Origin of the sequence: Luteolibacter sp. SL250 (assembly GCF_026625605.1) — a bacterium.
Lineage (GTDB): Bacteria > Verrucomicrobiota > Verrucomicrobiia > Verrucomicrobiales > Akkermansiaceae > Luteolibacter.
On sequence record NZ_CP113054.1, the window covers coordinates 2,289,522 to 2,307,738 of the forward strand.

Below are 18,217 nucleotides of genomic sequence, written 5' to 3' on the forward strand. Positions count from 1 at the left end.
CCATGGAATGGCTCAGGACGCCGTCACCGCACCACGGTCGTCGCTCAGGCCGGATTTCTCCAGGAAGTAGTCGTAGCCGCCGCTGTACTTCGTCAGCAGCGCGCCCTTCTCCGGGTTCTTCTCGTTGCGGGTGATGTGGTAGGTGCTTTCCGCCAGCGTGCGGATGAAGTGCACGTCGTGGGAGATGAAGACCAGCGTGCCCTCGTAATTCTTGAGCGCCTGCACCAGCGAGTCGATGGAAAGGATGTCAAGGTGGGTCGTCGGCTCGTCCATCAGCAGCAGGTTCGGCGGATCGACGAGGAACTTCACCAGGTTGAGGCGGGATTTCTCACCACCGGAAAGAACGCCGCAGCGCTTCTCCACATCCGCACGGCGGAAAAGGAACGAGCCGAGGATGGCGCGGGCGTCTTCTTCCCGCAGGGTGGTGCAGGAGGCCATGACCTCCTCCAGCACGGTGTTGTCCTCATTGAGCGCCTCCGAGCGGTGCTGGGAATAGTAGCCGATCTTCGTGGCGTAGCCCGGCTCGCGCTTGCCGCCGTTGATGGGGATGACTCCGGCGATGATCTTGAGCAGCGTGGACTTGCCCGCGCCGTTCGGTCCGACGAGGACGATCTTCTCGCCCTTGTCCACGACCAGATCGAGGCCCTTGTAGATCAGCTTGTCACCGTAGGATTGCTCCACCTGGTTCAGCTCGATGACCTTCTGGTTGGAGCGCGGCGGCTGCGGGAAGTTGAACTTGAACGGCTTCCTCGGCGTGCGTGGTTTCTCGACCCGCTCCAGCTTCTCGAGGAACTTGATCCGGGACTGAACCTGCGCGGCCTTCGAGCCGACCTGGCGGAAACGGTCGATGAACTCCTGGTGGCCTTCGATCTCCTTCTGCTGCGCCCGGTAGGCGGCGGTCTGCTGCTCGAACCGCTTCTCCCGCTGTTCCAGGTAGGAACTGTAGTTTCCGGTGTAGGAAAGGAGGGCGGCGGCGTCCGGGTCGATCTCGACGACGGTCTCAATGATGGAGTCCATGAAGTCCCGGTCGTGGGAGATCATCAGGATGGCGCCGGAGTAGTTCAGCAGGTAGCGCTGGAGCCAGAGCAGGGAAATGAGGTCCAGGTGGTTGGTCGGCTCGTCCAGCATCAGCAGGTCCGGCTCCATGACCAGCAGCTTCGCCAGGTGGGCGCGCATGACCCAGCCGCCGGAGTATTCGCGGGCGGGCTTGGCGAAGTCCTCCTGCTTGAAGCCCAGGCCGGAGAGGATCTTCTTCGCCTTCGGCTCGAGCTGGTAGCCGTTCAGCGCGGTGAACTGGTCCTGCGCGTGGGCGAACTCCGGGGAGGAAAGGTTGCCGGATTTCTCGCCCTCGCGGATCGTCCGCAGGTAGCCGATGAGTTCCGGCGTGATGCCGATGGCGATCTCCAGGATCGTCTCGTCCGTCGGCTCGCCCGCCTCCTGCGGGAGGTAGCCGGTGATGGCGTATTCATCGCGCTCGATGGTGCCTTCATCGGGCTGGTCCTCGTCGAGGATCATGCGGAAAAGGGTGGATTTGCCCGCGCCGTTCGGGCCGACGAGGGCGACGCGTTCGCCCCAGTTGATGGTCATTTCCGCCTCGCGGAGCAGGGTGCGGCCGCCGAGGGTCTTGGTGAGCTTGTGGATCGTGAGCACGCGGCGGATGTAGTGGAGAGGAGGGTCCGGGGCAAGGGATTCCCGCATCCCGGGAAATCCGCGCGGCCGCGCGCGGGGGAGAATCTAACGGTTGGATTCCGCTATTGACCTTGACGGGGAGGGGTCGGGACGGGCTTTATAGTGCATCCAGAACACTACATGCGTCCGAAACACACGACACGAAAAAAGATGACCCACCGCCTTGGTCGGGCCGCCGCCTATTCCTCGCTCGCGCTGCTTTCGGTGGCTGGAGAACTGAAGGCACAGGATTTCGAGGGAAAGACCATTTCCGAACTGTCGATCCAGTATCGCGGTGCGAAAACGGTCGATGAGGCCCGCATCCGCAACCTCATGAACACCAAGGCCGGTTCGACCTACCGCGCCGAAGGCCTGGACAATGACATCCGCACCCTTTTCGCATCCGGTCTGGTCGATGACGTGCGTTTCCTCGCGGAGCCTTCCGGCGCCGGAGTGAAGGTCATCGCCGAAGTGACGACCCGCCCGGAGCTGGTGGGCGTCGGTTTCGTCGGTAACACCGTTTTCAAGGACCAGAAGCTGGCCAAGGAGTCCAAGCTCAAGACGGGCAGCGCCCTCAGTGACGAGCAGATCCTGGAAGCCCGCAGGAACATCGAGAAATATTACCAAGGCTACGGCTATCCGGACGTTTCCGTGACCCACCGCACCCAGCCGACCAGCCGGGAAGGTGCCTCCGATCTGATCTTCGTCATCGACGAGGGCCAGAAGAACGAGGTCCGCAAGATCCGCTTCAACGGCAACAACAACTTCACCGCCAGTGAGCTCCGCAAGGAGATGAAGACGAAGGAAAAGGGCTGGTTCTCCTGGCTCACCAAGTCCGGACGCTTCGAATCCACCCAGCTCGACACCGACCAGGAGGCCATCTCCGACTACTACCAGAGCAAGGGCTACCTCCGCGTGCAGGTGGATGTCACCCGTGAACCGGTTTCCGACGGTCGTGTGGACCTTGTCGTGAACATCAACGAAGGCGACAAATACACCGTCAACGGCGTCAGCTTCGGAAAAATGAGTGTCTTCCAATCGGACGAACTCTACCCCGCGCTCACGCTGAACAGCAATTCCGCCTACTCTTCCAAGAAGATGCGGGATGACGTCACCATGATCCGCAGCTACTACGGCTCCCGCGGCTATGCGGACGTCGTGGTCGATCCCCACATCACCGATGCCGGCCCGAACCGGGTCAACATCCACTACAAGATCACCGAAGGCTCCCGCTACCGCGTGGGCAAGGTGAACATCGAGGGTAACACGAAGACCAAGGACAAGGTCATCCGCCGGGAAGTCCCGCTCAAGCCGGGTGACTGGTTCAACTCCGTGGAACTCGACACCACCAAGGCCCGTCTGGAAAACCTCCAGTACTTCAGCGAGGTGCAGGCTTCCGGCAGCCCGGGCGGTTCCGGCTACCGCGACGTCAACGTCCTCGTCGAGGAGAAGGCGACCGGTTCCGTCGGTGTCGGCCTCGGTTTCAGCTCCATCGACAGCGTCGTCGGCTTCCTCAACCTGGAGCAGTCCAACTTCGACCTCTTCAACCCATGGAACTTCACCGGTGGCGGCCAGCGCTTCGCGATGAACCTCCGCCTCGGTTCCGAGCGGACGGACTTCAGCATGTCGCTCGTCGAGCCATGGTTCATGGACAAGCAGCTCGCGCTCGGTGGTGAACTCTTCTACCGCCAGTCCACCTACTTCAGCGATTTCTTCGAACAGACGAACGTCGGTGCCGCCGTTTCCCTCCGCAAGCCGCTGGGCAACCGCAGTTCCCTCAAGTTTGAGTACCGCCTCGAACAGGTGGAGATCGACCTGGAGAACAATATTCCTGCGGCCTCCCTCCTCAACGGCGAGGAAGGCGACTTCCTCCGCAGTGCTCTTTCCGCCAACTATATCTATGACAGCCGGGACAGCACGCTCCTCCCGCGCAGTGGCCACAAGTTCGACGCCGGCCTGACCGTTGCCGGACTCGGCGGGGATGTGGAAACCTTCACCATCTCCCTCCAGGGCCAGAAATACTGGAACCTCAAGTGGGACACCATCCTCTCCCTCAACGGTGAGCTTGCCTTCGTCGATGGATGGGGTGGCGATGTGCCGATCTTCGAGCGGATGTTCCTCGGTGGTGGCCGTACTCTCCGTGGATTCGAGTTCCGTGACGTGGGTCCGCGTGACGTCGCGGGCGGCACCGATGAAGTCATCGGCGGCCAGTCCCTCGGCTTCCTCTCCGTGGAATACACCGTGCCGATCGTTGAGACCGTCCGCGCCGCCGTGTTCTACGACATGGGCTTCGTCAACGCCGGTAGCTGGGATCCCAGCCCGTCCGACCTCTACAGCGACGTGGGTGTCGGTATCCGCCTCAAACTGCCGATCAGCCCGCTGCCGCTCGCGCTCGACTACGCCATCCCGGTCAGCTCGCCTGACAAGGAGGCAGACCAGGGCGGCCAGTTCAACTTCTACCTGAACTACCAGTACTAAGAGTCTCGTAGCAGTGCTTTCCGAAGAACCGGCCTTCCGCGAGGGAGGCCGGTTTTTTTGTGAGCTTCCCTTGGTAAGGGATCACTGGCATCTCTGGTGCGCAGATGAAGTTCTGCTCCGGCTGCAATGACGGAGCATCAAACGTCGCCACCTTTCAAACCTACAGGGATTCAATTCTGTGGGGCCATATTGGACCCATCCGTAATTCGATTTCCTAAATCGCAGGACTGCCGGAGGATCTTTATCGGCCGGGGCGAGAATCGGCTCCGGAACACTGCTGAAGCGCGGAATCCTTACCGGGTAATAATCCATGAAACCGAAAACTTTTAGTGATGCACCTGGATGGGAGTTCCGGATGGATGAGGTCTCGGCGAATGTATTCGTTGTGGTTGGCAGTGATGCCGAAGGTCGAACAATCGAAAAGATCGGAACCGACCCCTATGCTCTGCTTGGGGAGTGCCACCAAGAAGCGAAGCAAATATCATCCCCGCAAGGCGATGCTGACATTGCTGATCGGCACGATGGATGACGCGGAGCGATGGCGCGGGACGCTCGTCGAGTTCTTTGCGGATGAGGGTTTCCGCGTCGAACTGCGACCTGTGATCCGGGTCCCGGCTCACATCACTTCACTGAGTAGATGCGGGAGTCGATCGGCACGGACTTGTGGAGCACCTCCACCGACATTTCCTGAAGGCACCCACCGCACCCACCGCAGCTTGCGGGGCTTCTTGCCGAGGACGGGGAGGATCGAAGGGGGCAACATCCTGTTTGAACTCAAGCACGACTTCCTTTCCATATCCGGAAAGGATGGCGGATGAAACCTCCAGCGGGCTGCGAGACATCCCGAGCGAAGCGGAGATCTCGGCCATGGGCCTGAAAGGAGGGGGGAGCGGGACAGGAGGAGAAAGGCGGTGGTCCAGGTGAGGAGGAATGCCATCGCGAGGAGGGCAGCAGCTGTCGCTCTCCGTTTCATGGGCACTGCTGATTCGTGCGCATCAAACCACCGCCGCATCCGCCACTCGCATGCCGTCGAGCGCCGCGCTGACGATGCCGCCGGCATAGCCCGCGCCTTCGCCGCAGGGGAACAGTCCCTTGATCTCCGGGTGCTCCAGTGTGTCGTCCCGGCGGGGGATCCGCACGGGTGAACTGGTGCGCGTCTCGAAACCAAGGAGCAGCGACTCGCTGGAGACATAGCCTCGCATCTGGGTGCCGAAGAGTTTCAGACCCTCCCGCATGCGGCTGGTGATCCACTTTGGCAGCAGCTCATGGAGCGGGGAGGATTTCGCGCCGGGGAAATAGCTCGTCTCCGGCAGGTCGGTGGAGATTTTCCCGGCGATGTAGTCCGTGACCCGCTGGCCGGGAGCGACTTGTCCGCCACCGCCCGCTTTTTTCGCCGTTTGCTCAAGTTGCTTCTGGAAGACGATGCCCGCCAGCACGCCGTGCTCCCGGGTGTGATCCTGGATGTCCTCCGGCTCCACGGTGGAGATCATGCCGGAGTTCGCGAAAGGGGAGTCACGCCGGGAAAGGCTCATGCCGTTCACCACCACCTCGTCATTCTCCGTCGCGGCGGGGACGATCCAGCCGCCCGGACACATACAGAAGGAATGGACGCCGCGGCCGCGGATCTTCGTCGCCAGACGGTAGCGTGCGGCGGGCAACAGCTCCGGGCGGGGTTGGCCTGGAGAAAGGTGGTACTGCACCCGGTCGATGAACGGCTGCGGGTGCTCGATGCGGAAGCCGACGGCGAAGGGCTTCTGCTCCATCAGGACCTTCTTTTCCGCCAGCAGCTTGTAGATGTCCCGCGCGGAATGGCCGGTGGCGAGGATCACGCTGTCCGCGGTGATCTCCTCCCCGCTGGCGGTGACCACGCCATGGAGTCGGTTCCCGGTGAGCAGGAAATCCACCACCTTTGTCTGGAAGCGGACTTCTCCGCCGGAGGCGATGATCGAGCCGCGGATGGCCTTCACCACATTCGGCAGCAGGTTCGAGCCGATGTGCGGGTGTGCGTCCGTCAGGATCCGCTCCGGCGCGCCGTGGGCGACCAGGATCTCATAAACGCGGGCGACCGGGCCGCGCTTGGTGGCGCGGGTGTAGAGCTTGCCGTCGGAGTAGGTGCCCGCACCGCCTTCGCCGAAGCAGTAGTTCGACTCCTCGATCACCCGTCCCTCTCGCAGGATGGGTGCCAGGTCGAACCGGCGCGCACTGGCGTCCTTGCCACGCTCCAGGACGATCGGTTTCACCCCCGTCTCCAGGCAGCGCAGCGCCGCGAAAAGCCCGGCCGGGCCGCAGCCGACGATGATCGCCGTCTTCGCATCGGCGGCCAGGGGAGGGCAGGACCAGGTGGGCGGCGCCTCTTCCTCGAACGGACCGTCCAGCGCCACGTCCAGCCGGAGCTGCACCTTCACCGCCCGCTGGCGGGCATCGATGGAGTGTTTGCGGAGCTTCGTGTCCGTCACCCGCGACCGCGGCAAGCCAAGCTTCTTGGCCGCCTCCTTGCGGCGTGAATCTTCGTTTTCCGATTCTTCGAGCGGAAGGATGATATCAACGGTTTCGACGGAGGCTGCCACGGGCGGGCAGAATGGGGGGGCGGAGGCAATCGTTCAATCCCGAACGTGCCGGGGCCACCGGGCTCCTGTTGCTTCACAAAAAAGAACACCAATGGGTGGATGTCTGAGGAGAGGATGCTTCTTGCTGTGAGCCAACAGGCGTAATGCTAGGATGAATTCCATGGTGTTCCGGATTTTCGTTGGAAGTGTCCGAGCGAAGGCGACTCACCAAAATACTAAATGACCTCATGGAGAGCCTCTTCAGTACCTACTTCTTCCAAAGGATTGACCGCTTGGGCGATCCGCTTTGCGGCACTGGCAGCGTGCAGGCGGAGTTCGCTGATGGCGGTGGCCTCGAAGTAGCGGGCGCGCAGCATGGGGCCGACGATGGACAGCCACGGCGAGGGTTTGTTGTCGCGACCCAGCGCCCGGTAGTCGGCGGAAGTCTCCGCGCCCAACCGGTGGGCATCCGGCTTGATGAAGCCACGGCGGAGAAGATTCTGGATGAGGGGATCCGCGATGACCTGGAGATCCCGGGCCGGTCCGGTGGCATCCAGCAGGTGCTGCGCTTCGATCCAGCGGGTGGGGGCATTCCGGCTCCGTGAGGCGAGTCCCAGCCGGATGACGTTCCCGGAGTGCTCGATGGAGACGATCGTGCCGCGATGCTGGACCAGCTTTCCGGAAGCCAGCAGCGACTGGATTTTCTGATAGGTTTCCGGAGGGCACTGGTGGCGGTGGACTTCCCAGAACGGGCTGATGAAGCGGAGGAAGCGTGTCTTGTCCTTCGCGGAGAGTTCTTTCCACAGGGAAGGGGTGGCGTCGCGGATCTCATGGAACAGATCCCGCCAGTCACCGCCCCGGGCTTCGTGCCCGCGGATGGCGCGGCGGAACAGGCGGACGGCCCGGCGCAGGTTGGAATCCGGCAGATGGTCGAGGTCCGGGGCGGGTGTGGGCGATGGAGGCGCGTATGCGCGTGGGAGCAGGCCGTTGCGGGACACGATGTGGATGGAGGCTGCGTCTCCGCGGCGGTCCAGATCCAGCACGGCATCGATCATGGTGAGGCCTGTGCCAACGATGAGCACGGTATCACCGGTGTGGATGGTGGAGATGGCCTCGTGGGAGCGTGCGGGCTTCGCATGGTCCGCCCAGAGGGAGGAGGCGAATGCGGAGCCTTGGTTGCCGGTGGCGAGCACCACGTGCGACGCATCGAGCGCAGTCTGGTCCTTGAAGATGATGCGCGCTGTGGTGGGGGAGTCGCCGCGCGTCAGGTCATGGACGCGGCGCTTCTCCACCTGCAGGAGGGGATTCCTCTCCTGCTCATCCTCCAGACATCGCTTCAGGTAGCCGCCATACACGTGGCGTGGGAGAAAATCGGTCTCCTGCACTCCCTCGCCAAGCTGCTCGCGGGCGTAGTCGAGGAAATGCAGCGGCTGGTTGTGGAACGCGCTCATCTTCGCCGCAGGCACGTTCAGCCACGCGGCGGCGTCAGTGCTGCGGTAGGCAAGTCCCGGTCCGGCTTCGCCGGTTTCTTCTAGCAGGATGATTGGCTTTTCCGGCAGCCGGCGGGAAAGATGGATGGCGGTCAGCGTGCCGCTGAAACCGCCGCCGACGACAACGATGGGAAGGGATGATTCGGACATGGGGTGGGAGCGGAGGAGTGGTGGATGTGGAGATGGAAGGTCTTACTTGTAGTGAAGGAGCGAGAGCACGAGGTCCGCTGCTTTCAGGATCCCAGCGACGGAGAGGTGTTGCGGGATCTCCAGTCGGAGGGACCACGTTCCGCCGGCGGGTAGAGGAGTCAGGTCCAGCCGCTGCAGGATGCGGAGATTTCCCTCGCCCGCGACCAGCTTGCGGATGACGTCGATGGTGGCCGTTCCGCTGAGCTGGAACGCATCGGAACCGGAAGGACCGATGCCCAGGAACCCGATGGTTGAGGTTGCCTGGAACTCCTCAAGCAGATGGGCCAGGACGGGCCACTCACCATCGGATGGAGCGTCGTCCCCGAACTCCAGAGCCACCGGATTCGCGACTGGAAGCAGTCTCAGAGGGGCTGGGCCTGCGGCATCCGGCTGCTGTGAGAGGATTTCCATGATCTGGAGGATGATCTCCGATGGGGCCGTGGTCGCAGGGCGGTTGAGGCCGGCGATGCCCACTGACGGGCGCTCGGGGGCCACCCATGGCTGGCGGTGGGTGAACACCGGGGCACCGAATTTGAAGCCATGGTAGTAGAACGGAGCCTCGATATGAGCCATCAAGGTCTCTGAAATCTCGCAATGTTCCACGTAGCCTTGAAGGAGATTTCGCAGGTTTTGGCGGAGCGAAGAATCTAGTTTGGTAAGGTTCATGGTCGCTGGAGTTAATTCCTACTAAATGCTGGTGGTATTCCTGTCTAGAATAGATTTTGGAAGAATAAGAACGAAGATGGAAATTGTTGGGGGAATCTATCCCATGCTGGTTTTATAATGATATAAGCACCATATCGTAAGGGGATTAAGGAAATATTCGGGCATTCACGAGTGAGTAGATCGAAGTTTTTTATTTTTTTCCTTGGATGGAACCCAGGCATATACTACTACTTCATCAAGTTAATCGAATGCACTTATCGAAGAAATCCGAATACGCGCTGCGCGCCACGATCAATTTGGGAATCGCGGCCGAAATGGGCCGGGGTACTGTCTCGGGTTCCGAGCTGGCCGAGGCCAACCGCCTTCCTCTCAAATTCATCGAGCGGATCCTTCAGGAGTTGCGCGAAGCGGGTCTCGTCGAGACGCATCGCGGAAAGTTCGGTGGCTACTCGCTTGCCGTGCCTGCCAGCAGCATCGGTGTCGGCCAGCTCATCCGTCTGATCGACGGCCGGCTCGCCCCGATCTGCTGCGCGAGTGAGAATGCCTACCAGCCCTGCACCTGCCCGGATGAGGATCACTGTGGTCTGAGGATGGTGATGATCGATGTGCGCAACGCCATCGCCAACATCCTCGACCGCTACACCATCGCCCAGGTGGTGGAGGTGACTCTCCGCAAGATGCGCCGGGATGGCGTGGTGCCACCTTTTTCCCAAGGAGGGAGCCTGGCCAAAGAGCCGTCCCCACGCCGCCGGGCGGATCCGGCCGATGGCTTCCTCGCGGGGCTCTCGCAGCTTGTTACTCTCAATTCAGAATCCAATGACAACGACACGCACTGAGCGCAACGGACATGACGGCCAGAAAGCCGAGTGGCTCGAAGTGGTTCGCAAAAACGTGGCGGCCCTTCGTTACGGCTCCGTCCAGATCACCGTCCATGATGGACGCGTGACCCAGGTGGAGAGCATCGAGAAGACGCGATTCGTCGCGTCCCGCGAAGAGGGGCACGGCCTCAAGTGATCCCATGATCTAAATCCGGCGGAGGCAATCTCTCCGCCCCTTGCTTGTCAGAGACCGACCGGACACCCGGAGGAATCGAAGAAACACTCCCGCCGACCGGAGATCCGGAGGGTGCTGGTACCATCGTGCCGCCGCGCCTTTCCGGAACATGCTTCCTTGGAATGCTCCGGTCGGATTCTCCGAATCCATACTCCACAGCGCCGGCACATCGGCACCCCATACCCATGAACCACAAGGATATCACTCCGCAAGGGCTTACTCTGTACCCCAACAATCATCCATCCTACCGGATCCACAAGGCATTGCCCGCGGGCATTGGCGTGATGAGCGCCATCGCAGCTCTTTCCTCCCTCGCCACCGCGGAAGAATCCGGCGGCGTTGCGAAGCTGTGGGACCTCGCCACGCTTCATAAGGATGACACCAACCCCATCCTCCAGGAGTTCAAGCTCCGCGGACGTTACCACGGCCAGTACCACATCGTGGACGGTGGTCAGGATACGGAGGACAACTGGGAGGACCGCCGTTTCCGTTTCGGCTTCGATGCGAAGATGTTCGACAAGAAGGTCGAGGTGCGCGCGGATTTCCAGAGCAACGACGGCTTCCGGGACGTTTATGACGGACTGGTCGACGCCTACGTGAAATGGAAGCCATCGGATTCCTTCGCTGTCACCGTGGGGAGGATGAAGCCGCAGATCGGATACTATGATTTCCTGCAATCCACCAACGCCCAGCCAACCTTCGAGCGTTCGCAGATTTTCAACCAACTCTCGATCGACCGTGCGGCGGGCATTTCTCTGGAAGGGAAGTTCGACTTCTTCACCTGGCAGGCGGGCGTGTACTCCAATGCCATCGATGCCGACCGGAATGACTTCGACCAGGCCTTCGGCGAGTTCAACGGCGGATGGTCCACCACACTGGGGGTAGGGTATGATTTCTCAAAGGCGTTGGATGTGAAGAAGGCGGACTTCCGCATCGACTGGCTGCACAGCGAGCGGGATCCGGAAGCTGGGGTATTGAACCGTTATGAGGATGTGATCTCCTCCACTTTCTGGGTGCAGGATGGTCTGTGGAGTGCGGTGGCAGAGGGCTTCTACGCCACCGGAGGACAGGGGACGGATGGCGATGTCTTCGGCGGCTTCCTCCAGGGCACGTATGACGTGATCCCGAAGAAGCTCCAGCTCGTTGGCCGCTACTCGTTCGCCTATGGCGACGGCGACAGGAGCCTCCGTAGGCAGACCCGCTACGAGAGCTTCGTGGTGGACGGCCGCGGCAACCAGTACCAGGCATTCTACCTTGGTGGGCAATATTTCATCAACGGAGACAAGCTCAAGTTCCTTGCGGGTGCGGAATACGCCGACCTCAGCGGAGGTCCATCCGGCCTTGGATATGACGGCGTCACCTACCTGACGGGCGTTCGCTTCTCCTTCTGAGAGATCCAATTTCCCGAAGTCGGGACCAGCAATCTCTACGGGAACCCGACGGCTGGGAAGCCGTCCAGAAACAGCACTTCGCCGACGGCGGCGTGTTCGACCAGATCTATTTCAAAAAGTGAAATTTCCAACCATCCCACCAACCAGAACCAAACCAATGAAAGCAAAACTGATTTTCTCCGCCGCCGCGCTCGCCGCCATCGTGTCGCTGGCATCCTGCGGCAAGAAAGATGCGGAAGGTTCCGTGTCCCTCCTCAACGTGTCCTATGACCCCACCCGCGAATTCTATGAGGAGGTGAACAAGGTCTTCTCCGCGAAGTGGGAGAAGGACCACGGCAAAAAACTGACCATCAACCAATCCCACGGCGGCTCCGGCAAGCAGGCGCGCTCCGTCATCGACGGCCAGGCTGCGGACGTGGTGACGCTGGCCCTGGCTGGTGACATCGACGTGATCGGCAAGCAGGCGAAACTCCTGCCTGCTGACTGGCAGACAAAGCTGCCGGACAACAGCTCCCCCTACACCTCCACCATCGTGTTCGTGGTCCGCAAGGGCAACCCGAAGGCCGTGAAGGACTGGGATGATCTGGTGAAGGCGGATGTGAAAGTCATCACGCCGAACCCGAAGACCTCCGGTGGCGCGCAGTGGAACTATCTGGCCGCATGGGCCTATGCGTCCAAAGCGAATGGCGGGGACGAGGCCAAGGTGCTGGACTACATCACCCGCCTCTACAAGAACGTGCCGGTGCTGGACACGGGTGCCCGTGGCGCCACCACCACCTTCGCGCAGCGGAAGATCGGCGACGTGTTCCTGTCATGGGAGAACGAAGCCCATCTCATCGAGAAGGAGTTCCCGGGCGAGACGGAGATCGTCTATCCATCCCTGACCATCCTGGCGGAGCCTACGGTGGCCGTGGTGGAGGAGAATGCGAAGAAGCACGGCACCACGGAAGTGGCCGTGGAGTATCTGAAGTTCCTTTACACGGATGAAGCGCAGGAACTGGCAGCGAAGCACTTCTACCGCCCGCGCAACCAGGAGATCGCCGCGAAGTTCGTCTCCACCCTGCCGGTCATCCCGCTGGTGACGGTGGACAAGGACTTCGGCGGCTGGGATGCGGCCCGGACGAAGCACTTCGTCGATGGCGGCACCTTCGACAGGATCTACGGAGTCAAATAAGAGCCTCCCGCCACTTCGTTCCTCATGTCACGACGCAAGGTCATTCCCGGCTTCGGCCTCTCGATGGGTTACACCGTCGCAGCGCTGAGCCTCATCATCCTCATCCCGCTCGCTGCCCTGTTCATCAAGGCGGCGGCGCTGGGACCCGCGGAGTGGTGGGCGCTGCTCACCTCACCGCGCGTGCTGGCCGCCGCGAAGCTCACCTTCGGGGCGAGCGCGGCGGCGGCCGGGGTGAGCGCGGTGTTCGGCCTGCTCGTGACATGGGTTCTTGTCCGCTATGATTTTCCCGGCCGCAGGCTGCTGGATGCCATGGTGGACCTCCCGTTCGCCCTGCCCACCGCGGTGGCGGGCATCACCCTGACCCAGATGTACGCGCCCAGCGGGTGGATCGGGCAGGGGATCGTAAAATTGGCGAAATGGTACCAGACCTCCTTCCAGCCGACCGGTTGGGTGGGGGAGCAGGTCAAGACCCTGGCGGAGAGCGGCGCGGCCTATAGCGCCATCGGCGTGTTCATCGCGCTTTCCTTCATCGGGTTCCCGTTTGTGGTCCGCACGCTGCAGCCGGTGATGGAGGATCTGGGCGTGGACATCGAGGAAGCGGCGGCCACGCTCGGTGCGGGCCGCTGGACGGTATTCAGGCGCGTGGTTTTCCCGCTGCTGGTGCCGGCGCTCATCACCGGGTTCACGCTCGCCTTCGCACGCGCCATCGGTGAATACGGTTCGGTGATCTTCATCTCCGGAAACCTGCCGATGAAGACGGAGATCCTCCCGTTGCTCATCGTCGCCCAGCTCGAGCAATACCACTACGGCGCCGCCGCGGTCATCGCCGCCGGCATGCTGATCATTTCCTTCCTACTCCTTTTCCTCATCAACCTGCTCCAGCGCCGCCTGGACTGGCGCAACCGCTGATGCCATGAAGCAACAACCGGTCACCACCGAATCCCTGCCCGTCAAGATCCTGCTCATCTCGGCGGCTGTCATCATTCTTTCCCTGTTCCTGCTGATGCCGCTGTTCGCGGTGTTCGCGGAGGCGTTCCGCCGCGGGTGGGAGGTCTTCTTCGCCTCCCTGAGCGAGGATGCCGCCCTGTCCGCCATCAAGCTCACGCTCATCGCGGCGGGCATCGCCGTGCCGGTGAACACGCTGTTCGGCCTGTCCGCCGCATGGCTGGTGACGAAGTTCCGCTTCAAGGGGCGTGCCTTCCTGCTTTCCCTGATCGACCTGCCGTTCGCGGTGTCGCCGATCATCGCCGGTCTGGTGTGGGTGCTCTTGTTCGGTGCCTCCGGCTGGTTCGGCCCCTGGCTGCGGGAGCATGACATCCAGATCATCTTCGCGCTGCCGGGCATTGTCATAGCCACGGCGTTCGTGACCTTCCCCTTCGTCGCCCGGGAGCTGATCCCGCTGATGGAGTCGCAGGGCAGCGACCAGGAGGAAGCGGGCGTGACGCTGGGCGCGAGCGGCTGGCAGATCTTCCGCCGCATCACCCTGCCGAACATCAAGTGGGGCCTGTTCTACGGCATCCTGCTCTGCAATGCCCGCGCCATGGGCGAGTTCGGCGCGGTGTCCGTCGTCTCCGGCCATATCCGGGGAAAGACAAACACCCTGCCGCTGCACATCGAGGTGCTCTACAACGAATACCAGTTCAGCGCCGCCTTTGCCTGCGCCACCCTGCTGGCCTTCCTCGCGCTCGTCACGCTCGGTGCGAAGAGCGTCGTCGAACATTTCACCGGCCACAGCTCCGCTGGCCACAAATAATCTCTGCTGCCATGTCGATCTCGATCCATAACATCACGAAAACCTTCGGAGCCTACACCGCGCTGGATGACATCTCCCTCGAAGTGGGGAATGGCAGCCTCACCGCATTGCTCGGCCCTTCCGGTTCCGGAAAAACCACGCTGCTGCGCATCGTCGCGGGCCTTGAGTTCGCCGATCCCGGCCCCGGAAAGATCCAGTTCCACGGCGAGGACGTGGTGGATGTCCCTGCCGGAAAGCGCGGCGTCGGTTTCGTGTTCCAGCACTACGCCCTGTTCCGTCACATGACGGTGGCGGACAACATCGCCTTCGGCCTTTCCGTCATGCCGGGTTCGAAGCGTTCGTCCAAGGCCGAGGTGAAGGACCGCGTCTCCGAACTGCTCCGGTTGGTGAAACTGGAAGGTCTGGACAAGCGGCGGCCGCATGAGCTTTCCGGCGGCCAGCGGCAGCGTGTGGCGCTCGCCCGCGCCCTCGCCATCCGTCCGAAGGTCCTGCTGCTGGACGAACCGTTCGGCGCGCTGGACGCCCAGGTGCGGAAGGATCTCCGTCGTTGGCTCCGCCAGTTCCACGACGAGATCGGCCTTACCACCCTGTTCGTCACCCACGACCAGGAAGAGGCGCTGGAGTTGGCGGATCAGGTCGTCGTCATGCGCAACGCGCGCGTCGAGCAGGTGGGCAAGCCCCAAGTCGTCTATGACAAGCCCCGCAGCCCGTTCGTCTATGAATTCCTCGGCAACGTGAACAAGGTCGATGAAAAGGGCTCGAACCGCTATGTCCGCCCGCATGAGATCGAGATCGTCTTCGCGGCGGAATATGTCGAGGCGACGGATCGCCTCGCCCGTATCACCCACCTTTTCTCCGCCGGTCCGGTCGCTTCGCTGACCGTGCGTCTGGAGGACGGACAGTTCCTGGAGGTGGAGCTTTCCCGCAAGCAGCTCGATGAACTCGCGCTGGGTGTGGGGGATGAGGTGGCGGTGCGCCTTCCGGAATCCGCCGACGTCTGAGCGGCGGGAACATCCCGTTCGACAAACACGTCCCGTCCGGTGATGTTCCGTCCATGAGCGGGAACACACGGATGGAGAAGGACTCGATGGGTGAAATGGAAGTGCCGGCGGATGCACTCTACGGCGCGTCCACCCAGCGGGCGGTGCTGAATTTCCCCATCTCCGGCCGACCGGTGCCCCCGGTGCTGGTCCACGTCTATGGCCTCATCAAGATGGCGGCCGCGCAGACGAATGCGGAGCTGGGTCTGCTGGACGCCGGGATCGCCGCCCGGATCATCGGTGCGGCGAAGGAAGTCGCATCCGGGCAACACGACGGGCAGTTCCCCATCGACATCTATCAGACGGGTTCCGGCACCTCCACCAACACCAACGTCAACGAGGTGATCGCCAATCTGGCGTCGGGAGAAGGGACGAAAGTCCACCCGAACGACCATGTGAACCTCGGGCAGTCGTCCAATGACACCTTTCCCACCGCCATCCACCTGGCCACCGCCTCCGCCATCCAGTCGGTGCTGGTGCCTGCGCTGGATGAACTGGCCATCGCGCTGGAGACAAAGGCAGAGGACTTCCATGAGGTGCTGAAGATCGGTCGCACGCACCTGATGGATGCCACTCCGGTCAGGCTCGGCCAGGAGTTCGGTGGCTGGGCCGCGCAGGTCCGGCATTCCTCGATCCGGGCGCAGAAGGCGGTGGAGGCGTTGCTGGAACTGCCGCTCGGTGGAACGGCGGTCGGGACCGGCCTCAACACCCACCCGCAGTTCGCCGGGCAGGCGATCGAAAAGCTGGCGTCATGGACCGGGCTGCCATTCGTGGAGGCGGAGAATCATTTCGAGGCCCAGTCCGCGAAGGATGCCTGCGTGGAGGCGCACGGCCATCTTTCCACCATCGCCGTTTCACTGCACAAGATCGCCTGCGACATCCGTCTGCTCGGTTCCGGTCCGCGCTGCGGCTTTGGCGAGATTTCCCTGCCCGCCACCCAGCCGGGTTCCTCCATCATGCCGGGAAAGGTGAATCCCGTGATGTCCGAGTCCCTGACCATGGTCGCCGCCAGAGTGGCCGGGAACCAGACGACCGTCACCTGGTGCGGGGCTGGCGGCTTCCTGGAACTGAACGTGTCCATGCCACTGATCGCAGCGTGCCTGCTGGAGTCGGTGGAACTGCTGGCGAACTCCGCCAATGCCTTCCGCGGCAAGTGCGTCGAGGGGATCGAAGCGAAAGTGGAGCGTTGCAACGAGCTCATCGAATATTCGCTTTCGATGGTGACCGCGCTGGCACCGAAGATCGGCTACGACAAGGCGTCCGCGATCGCGAAGGAATCCGTATCAACTGGCCGGACCGTGCGTGAACTTTGTGAGGGCCGCCTGGAGGATCTGGGGATCACCCGTGAGGAGCTCACGGAACTGCTGGATCCGGCGAGGATGGCGGGGGAGCATCTTTGATGGATTTCCTGCCTGCCGCAATCAGCACGGGCAGGAACACGGCGGCCCAGTGGAAAGGGAACTCGTAGGAAGCGTTCACGAGAAAGACGCTGCCCCGGTCGAAGAGGATCGCGGTTGTCACTGCGGCGAGCAGCAGGAGCGGCCAGCGTGTGCCTTCCAAGGATAACTGGAATGCCGCCACCGCGGCGATGGCAAGGAGGGCGAGATGCCCGGTGAGCGCGATGATTCCGCCACCGCGCAGTGTGGCGAGGTAGGAGGAGTGTTCGTTCAACAGGTGGGCGAGCGGGCGGTTGTTCTGGGACAAGCCCCGCCCGAACCAGAGGGAACCATCCAGTTCATCCCGGAGTGTCGAATACGCGCCGAGCCGCCCGGCGCTGCCACGTTTCACCAGACCCTTCAAATGATGGTCGGGTGGCGGTTGCTGCGGGTGGGTGGCTTCGACGGCGTATGCCTCCTGCAGGAGGAGGTTCTTTTTCACGGCAAGGGCGCCAATCCCTACGAGGAGGGCGGTGAGGCAGAGAGCCGTGCAGCGAATGCCCCGGACCCACCCCCGCCGGAAAATGAGGATAGGCAGGCATGGGGCGATCATCAGCAACGCGCCACGGGAGCCCGTGAGGAACAGTGCCACGCCGAACGCCAGAGCCAACAACCACCATGTCTTCTTCGGGTGGCTTCCGCCCGACGCCAGGCGCTCCAGGATGAGGATGAACGAGATGCCAAAGATCAGCCCCGCATGGTTCGCGTGTCCCCATCCGATCTGGCCCGCCCATGACATCGCCAGCTTCGTAGGCCAGATCAGAATCAGGCGTGTGGTATCGAAATAGGTCAGCGGACCCATGGTGATCATCCGCTGGACCGGGAGGAAGTAACCCACCATGGAGCAAACCAACAACACCGATGCAATGATGATAAAGGTCCGGTTGAGAATCCGCGGCCATCGGGAGGAAAGCACAGCCTTGATGAAAACGACGGAACCACCGATGGCCAGCAAGCCCTCCAATGCCATGAAGGTCTCCAATTCCGGAACTTCCCGGTTGAACATGCCTCCGGTCCATGTTGAAACGATGATCCCAAGAAGAACCACTCCCATACCCTTCAGGGTTCCTGGCAGGCCGTCCGGAAAAACCTTTCTTGCCAGCAACCATGAAAGGGCGAGCGCGGCGAGGCGGGGCCATGCGATCCACGACGCGCTGGAGAAAAAGATGAACGGGATGACCAGCAGGGAGAACGAGATGCCGATGATCCAGTCTGACGCATGATTCCGGGGTGGAGCGGGGTGAAGGTTCTGGTCGCTCGTGAGGTTCATCATTCTTTCCACGACGCTAGGGGAAGTTCCCGGACGCCTGCGAGCCAAAGCTTGCCGGTTGCT

The 18,217-nt window shown here is 62.1% G+C and carries 15 protein-coding genes; 10 read left to right on the forward strand and 5 right to left on the reverse strand.

Going from position 1 to position 18,217, the window contains the following annotated elements; genetic code table 11:
- Positions 1-12: 12 nt before the first annotated feature.
- Complete coding sequence (locus OVA24_RS10180) at positions 13-1,698, reverse strand: ABC-F family ATP-binding cassette domain-containing protein (protein WP_267675108.1); 1,686 nt, start codon at positions 1,696-1,698, stop codon at positions 13-15.
- Positions 1,699-1,839: 141 nt separating this feature from the next.
- Between OVA24_RS10180 and bamA the strand changes: the two genes are divergently transcribed.
- Positions 1,840-4,146, forward strand: a complete 2,307-nt coding sequence (gene bamA / locus OVA24_RS10185; protein ID WP_267675109.1) for an outer membrane protein assembly factor BamA — start codon at positions 1,840-1,842, stop codon at positions 4,144-4,146.
- A gap of 310 nt (positions 4,147-4,456) precedes the next feature.
- Complete coding sequence (locus OVA24_RS10190; protein WP_267675110.1) at positions 4,457-4,675, forward strand: hypothetical protein; 219 nt, start codon at positions 4,457-4,459, stop codon at positions 4,673-4,675.
- A gap of 466 nt (positions 4,676-5,141) precedes the next feature.
- Here OVA24_RS10190 and OVA24_RS10195 read toward each other — a convergent pair whose 3' ends face one another.
- From OVA24_RS10195 to OVA24_RS10205, 3 genes are all read right to left on the reverse strand, one after another.
- Positions 5,142-6,713 carry an NAD(P)/FAD-dependent oxidoreductase gene (locus tag OVA24_RS10195; RefSeq protein WP_267675111.1) on the reverse strand — a complete coding sequence of 524 codons (1,572 nt, stop codon included), beginning with the start codon at positions 6,711-6,713 and terminating at the stop codon, positions 5,142-5,144.
- A gap of 215 nt (positions 6,714-6,928) precedes the next feature.
- Positions 6,929-8,332, reverse strand: a complete 1,404-nt coding sequence (locus OVA24_RS10200) for an FAD/NAD(P)-binding protein (protein WP_267675112.1) — start codon at positions 8,330-8,332, stop codon at positions 6,929-6,931.
- A gap of 42 nt (positions 8,333-8,374) precedes the next feature.
- Complete coding sequence (locus OVA24_RS10205; protein ID WP_267675113.1) at positions 8,375-8,944, reverse strand: hypothetical protein; 570 nt, start codon at positions 8,942-8,944, stop codon at positions 8,375-8,377.
- 341 nt (positions 8,945-9,285) lie between these two features.
- Here OVA24_RS10205 and OVA24_RS10210 point away from each other — a divergent pair, with 341 nt between their 5' ends.
- The 8 genes from OVA24_RS10210 (at position 9,286) to OVA24_RS10245 (ending at position 16,848) form a co-directional block, all read left to right on the forward strand.
- Positions 9,286-9,873, forward strand: a complete 588-nt coding sequence (locus tag OVA24_RS10210) for an RrF2 family transcriptional regulator (protein WP_267675114.1) — start codon at positions 9,286-9,288, stop codon at positions 9,871-9,873.
- Complete coding sequence (locus tag OVA24_RS10215; RefSeq protein WP_267675115.1) at positions 9,854-10,051, forward strand: YezD family protein; 198 nt, start codon at positions 9,854-9,856, stop codon at positions 10,049-10,051. The genes OVA24_RS10210 and OVA24_RS10215 overlap by 20 nt, the downstream gene beginning before the upstream one ends.
- 224 nt (positions 10,052-10,275) lie before the next feature.
- Positions 10,276-11,481, forward strand: coding sequence for a porin (locus OVA24_RS10220; RefSeq protein WP_267675116.1), 1,206 nt, complete (start codon positions 10,276-10,278; stop codon positions 11,479-11,481).
- Between the two features lie 157 nt (positions 11,482-11,638).
- A complete protein-coding gene (locus OVA24_RS10225) occupies positions 11,639-12,655 on the forward strand; it encodes a sulfate ABC transporter substrate-binding protein (protein WP_267675117.1) in 1,017 nt (338 codons plus the stop codon).
- Between the two features lie 24 nt (positions 12,656-12,679).
- Complete coding sequence (locus tag OVA24_RS10230; RefSeq protein WP_267675118.1) at positions 12,680-13,564, forward strand: ABC transporter permease; 885 nt, start codon at positions 12,680-12,682, stop codon at positions 13,562-13,564.
- Positions 13,565-13,568: 4 nt separating this feature from the next.
- Positions 13,569-14,408: a sulfate ABC transporter permease subunit CysW gene (gene cysW / locus OVA24_RS10235; RefSeq protein ID WP_267675119.1), complete on the forward strand. Its 840-nt coding sequence runs from the start codon at positions 13,569-13,571 to the stop codon at positions 14,406-14,408.
- A gap of 11 nt (positions 14,409-14,419) precedes the next feature.
- A complete protein-coding gene (locus tag OVA24_RS10240) occupies positions 14,420-15,409 on the forward strand; it encodes a sulfate/molybdate ABC transporter ATP-binding protein (RefSeq protein WP_267675120.1) in 990 nt (329 codons plus the stop codon).
- Positions 15,410-15,462: 53 nt separating this feature from the next.
- Positions 15,463-16,848: a class II fumarate hydratase gene (locus OVA24_RS10245; protein ID WP_267675121.1), complete on the forward strand. Its 1,386-nt coding sequence runs from the start codon at positions 15,463-15,465 to the stop codon at positions 16,846-16,848.
- On the opposite strand, the gene OVA24_RS10250 is transcribed toward OVA24_RS10245, so the two are convergent.
- The gene (locus OVA24_RS10250) at positions 16,802-18,157 is read right to left on the reverse strand and encodes an O-antigen ligase family protein (RefSeq protein WP_267675122.1); all 1,356 of its coding nucleotides are present in this window, start codon (positions 18,155-18,157) and stop codon (positions 16,802-16,804) included. The genes OVA24_RS10245 and OVA24_RS10250 overlap by 47 nt on opposite strands.
- Between the last annotated feature and the right edge of the window lie 60 nt (positions 18,158-18,217).

Excerpts from the sequence above, each read along its gene's own strand:
- OVA24_RS10205 (WP_267675113.1), bottom strand. The coding sequence starts at position 8,944 with ATGGCTCATATCGAGGCTCCGTTCTACTACCATGGCTTCAAATTCGGT.
- bamA (WP_267675109.1), top strand. The coding sequence starts at position 1,840 with ATGACCCACCGCCTTGGTCGGGCCGCCGCCTATTCCTCGCTCGCGCTG.
- OVA24_RS10200 (WP_267675112.1), bottom strand. The coding sequence starts at position 8,332 with ATGTCCGAATCATCCCTTCCCATCGTTGTCGTCGGCGGCGGTTTCAGC.
- OVA24_RS10230 (WP_267675118.1), top strand. The coding sequence starts at position 12,680 with ATGTCACGACGCAAGGTCATTCCCGGCTTCGGCCTCTCGATGGGTTAC.
- OVA24_RS10220 (WP_267675116.1), top strand. The coding sequence starts at position 10,276 with ATGAACCACAAGGATATCACTCCGCAAGGGCTTACTCTGTACCCCAAC.
- OVA24_RS10245 (WP_267675121.1), top strand. The coding sequence starts at position 15,463 with ATGAGCGGGAACACACGGATGGAGAAGGACTCGATGGGTGAAATGGAA.
- OVA24_RS10240 (WP_267675120.1), top strand. The coding sequence starts at position 14,420 with ATGTCGATCTCGATCCATAACATCACGAAAACCTTCGGAGCCTACACC.
- OVA24_RS10215 (WP_267675115.1), top strand. The coding sequence starts at position 9,854 with ATGACAACGACACGCACTGAGCGCAACGGACATGACGGCCAGAAAGCC.
- cysW (WP_267675119.1), top strand. The coding sequence starts at position 13,569 with ATGAAGCAACAACCGGTCACCACCGAATCCCTGCCCGTCAAGATCCTG.
- OVA24_RS10210 (WP_267675114.1), top strand. The coding sequence starts at position 9,286 with ATGCACTTATCGAAGAAATCCGAATACGCGCTGCGCGCCACGATCAAT.
- OVA24_RS10250 (WP_267675122.1), bottom strand. The coding sequence starts at position 18,157 with ATGATGAACCTCACGAGCGACCAGAACCTTCACCCCGCTCCACCCCGG.
- OVA24_RS10180 (WP_267675108.1), bottom strand. The coding sequence starts at position 1,698 with ATGCGGGAATCCCTTGCCCCGGACCCTCCTCTCCACTACATCCGCCGC.
- OVA24_RS10190 (WP_267675110.1), top strand. The coding sequence starts at position 4,457 with ATGAAACCGAAAACTTTTAGTGATGCACCTGGATGGGAGTTCCGGATG.
- OVA24_RS10225 (WP_267675117.1), top strand. The coding sequence starts at position 11,639 with ATGAAAGCAAAACTGATTTTCTCCGCCGCCGCGCTCGCCGCCATCGTG.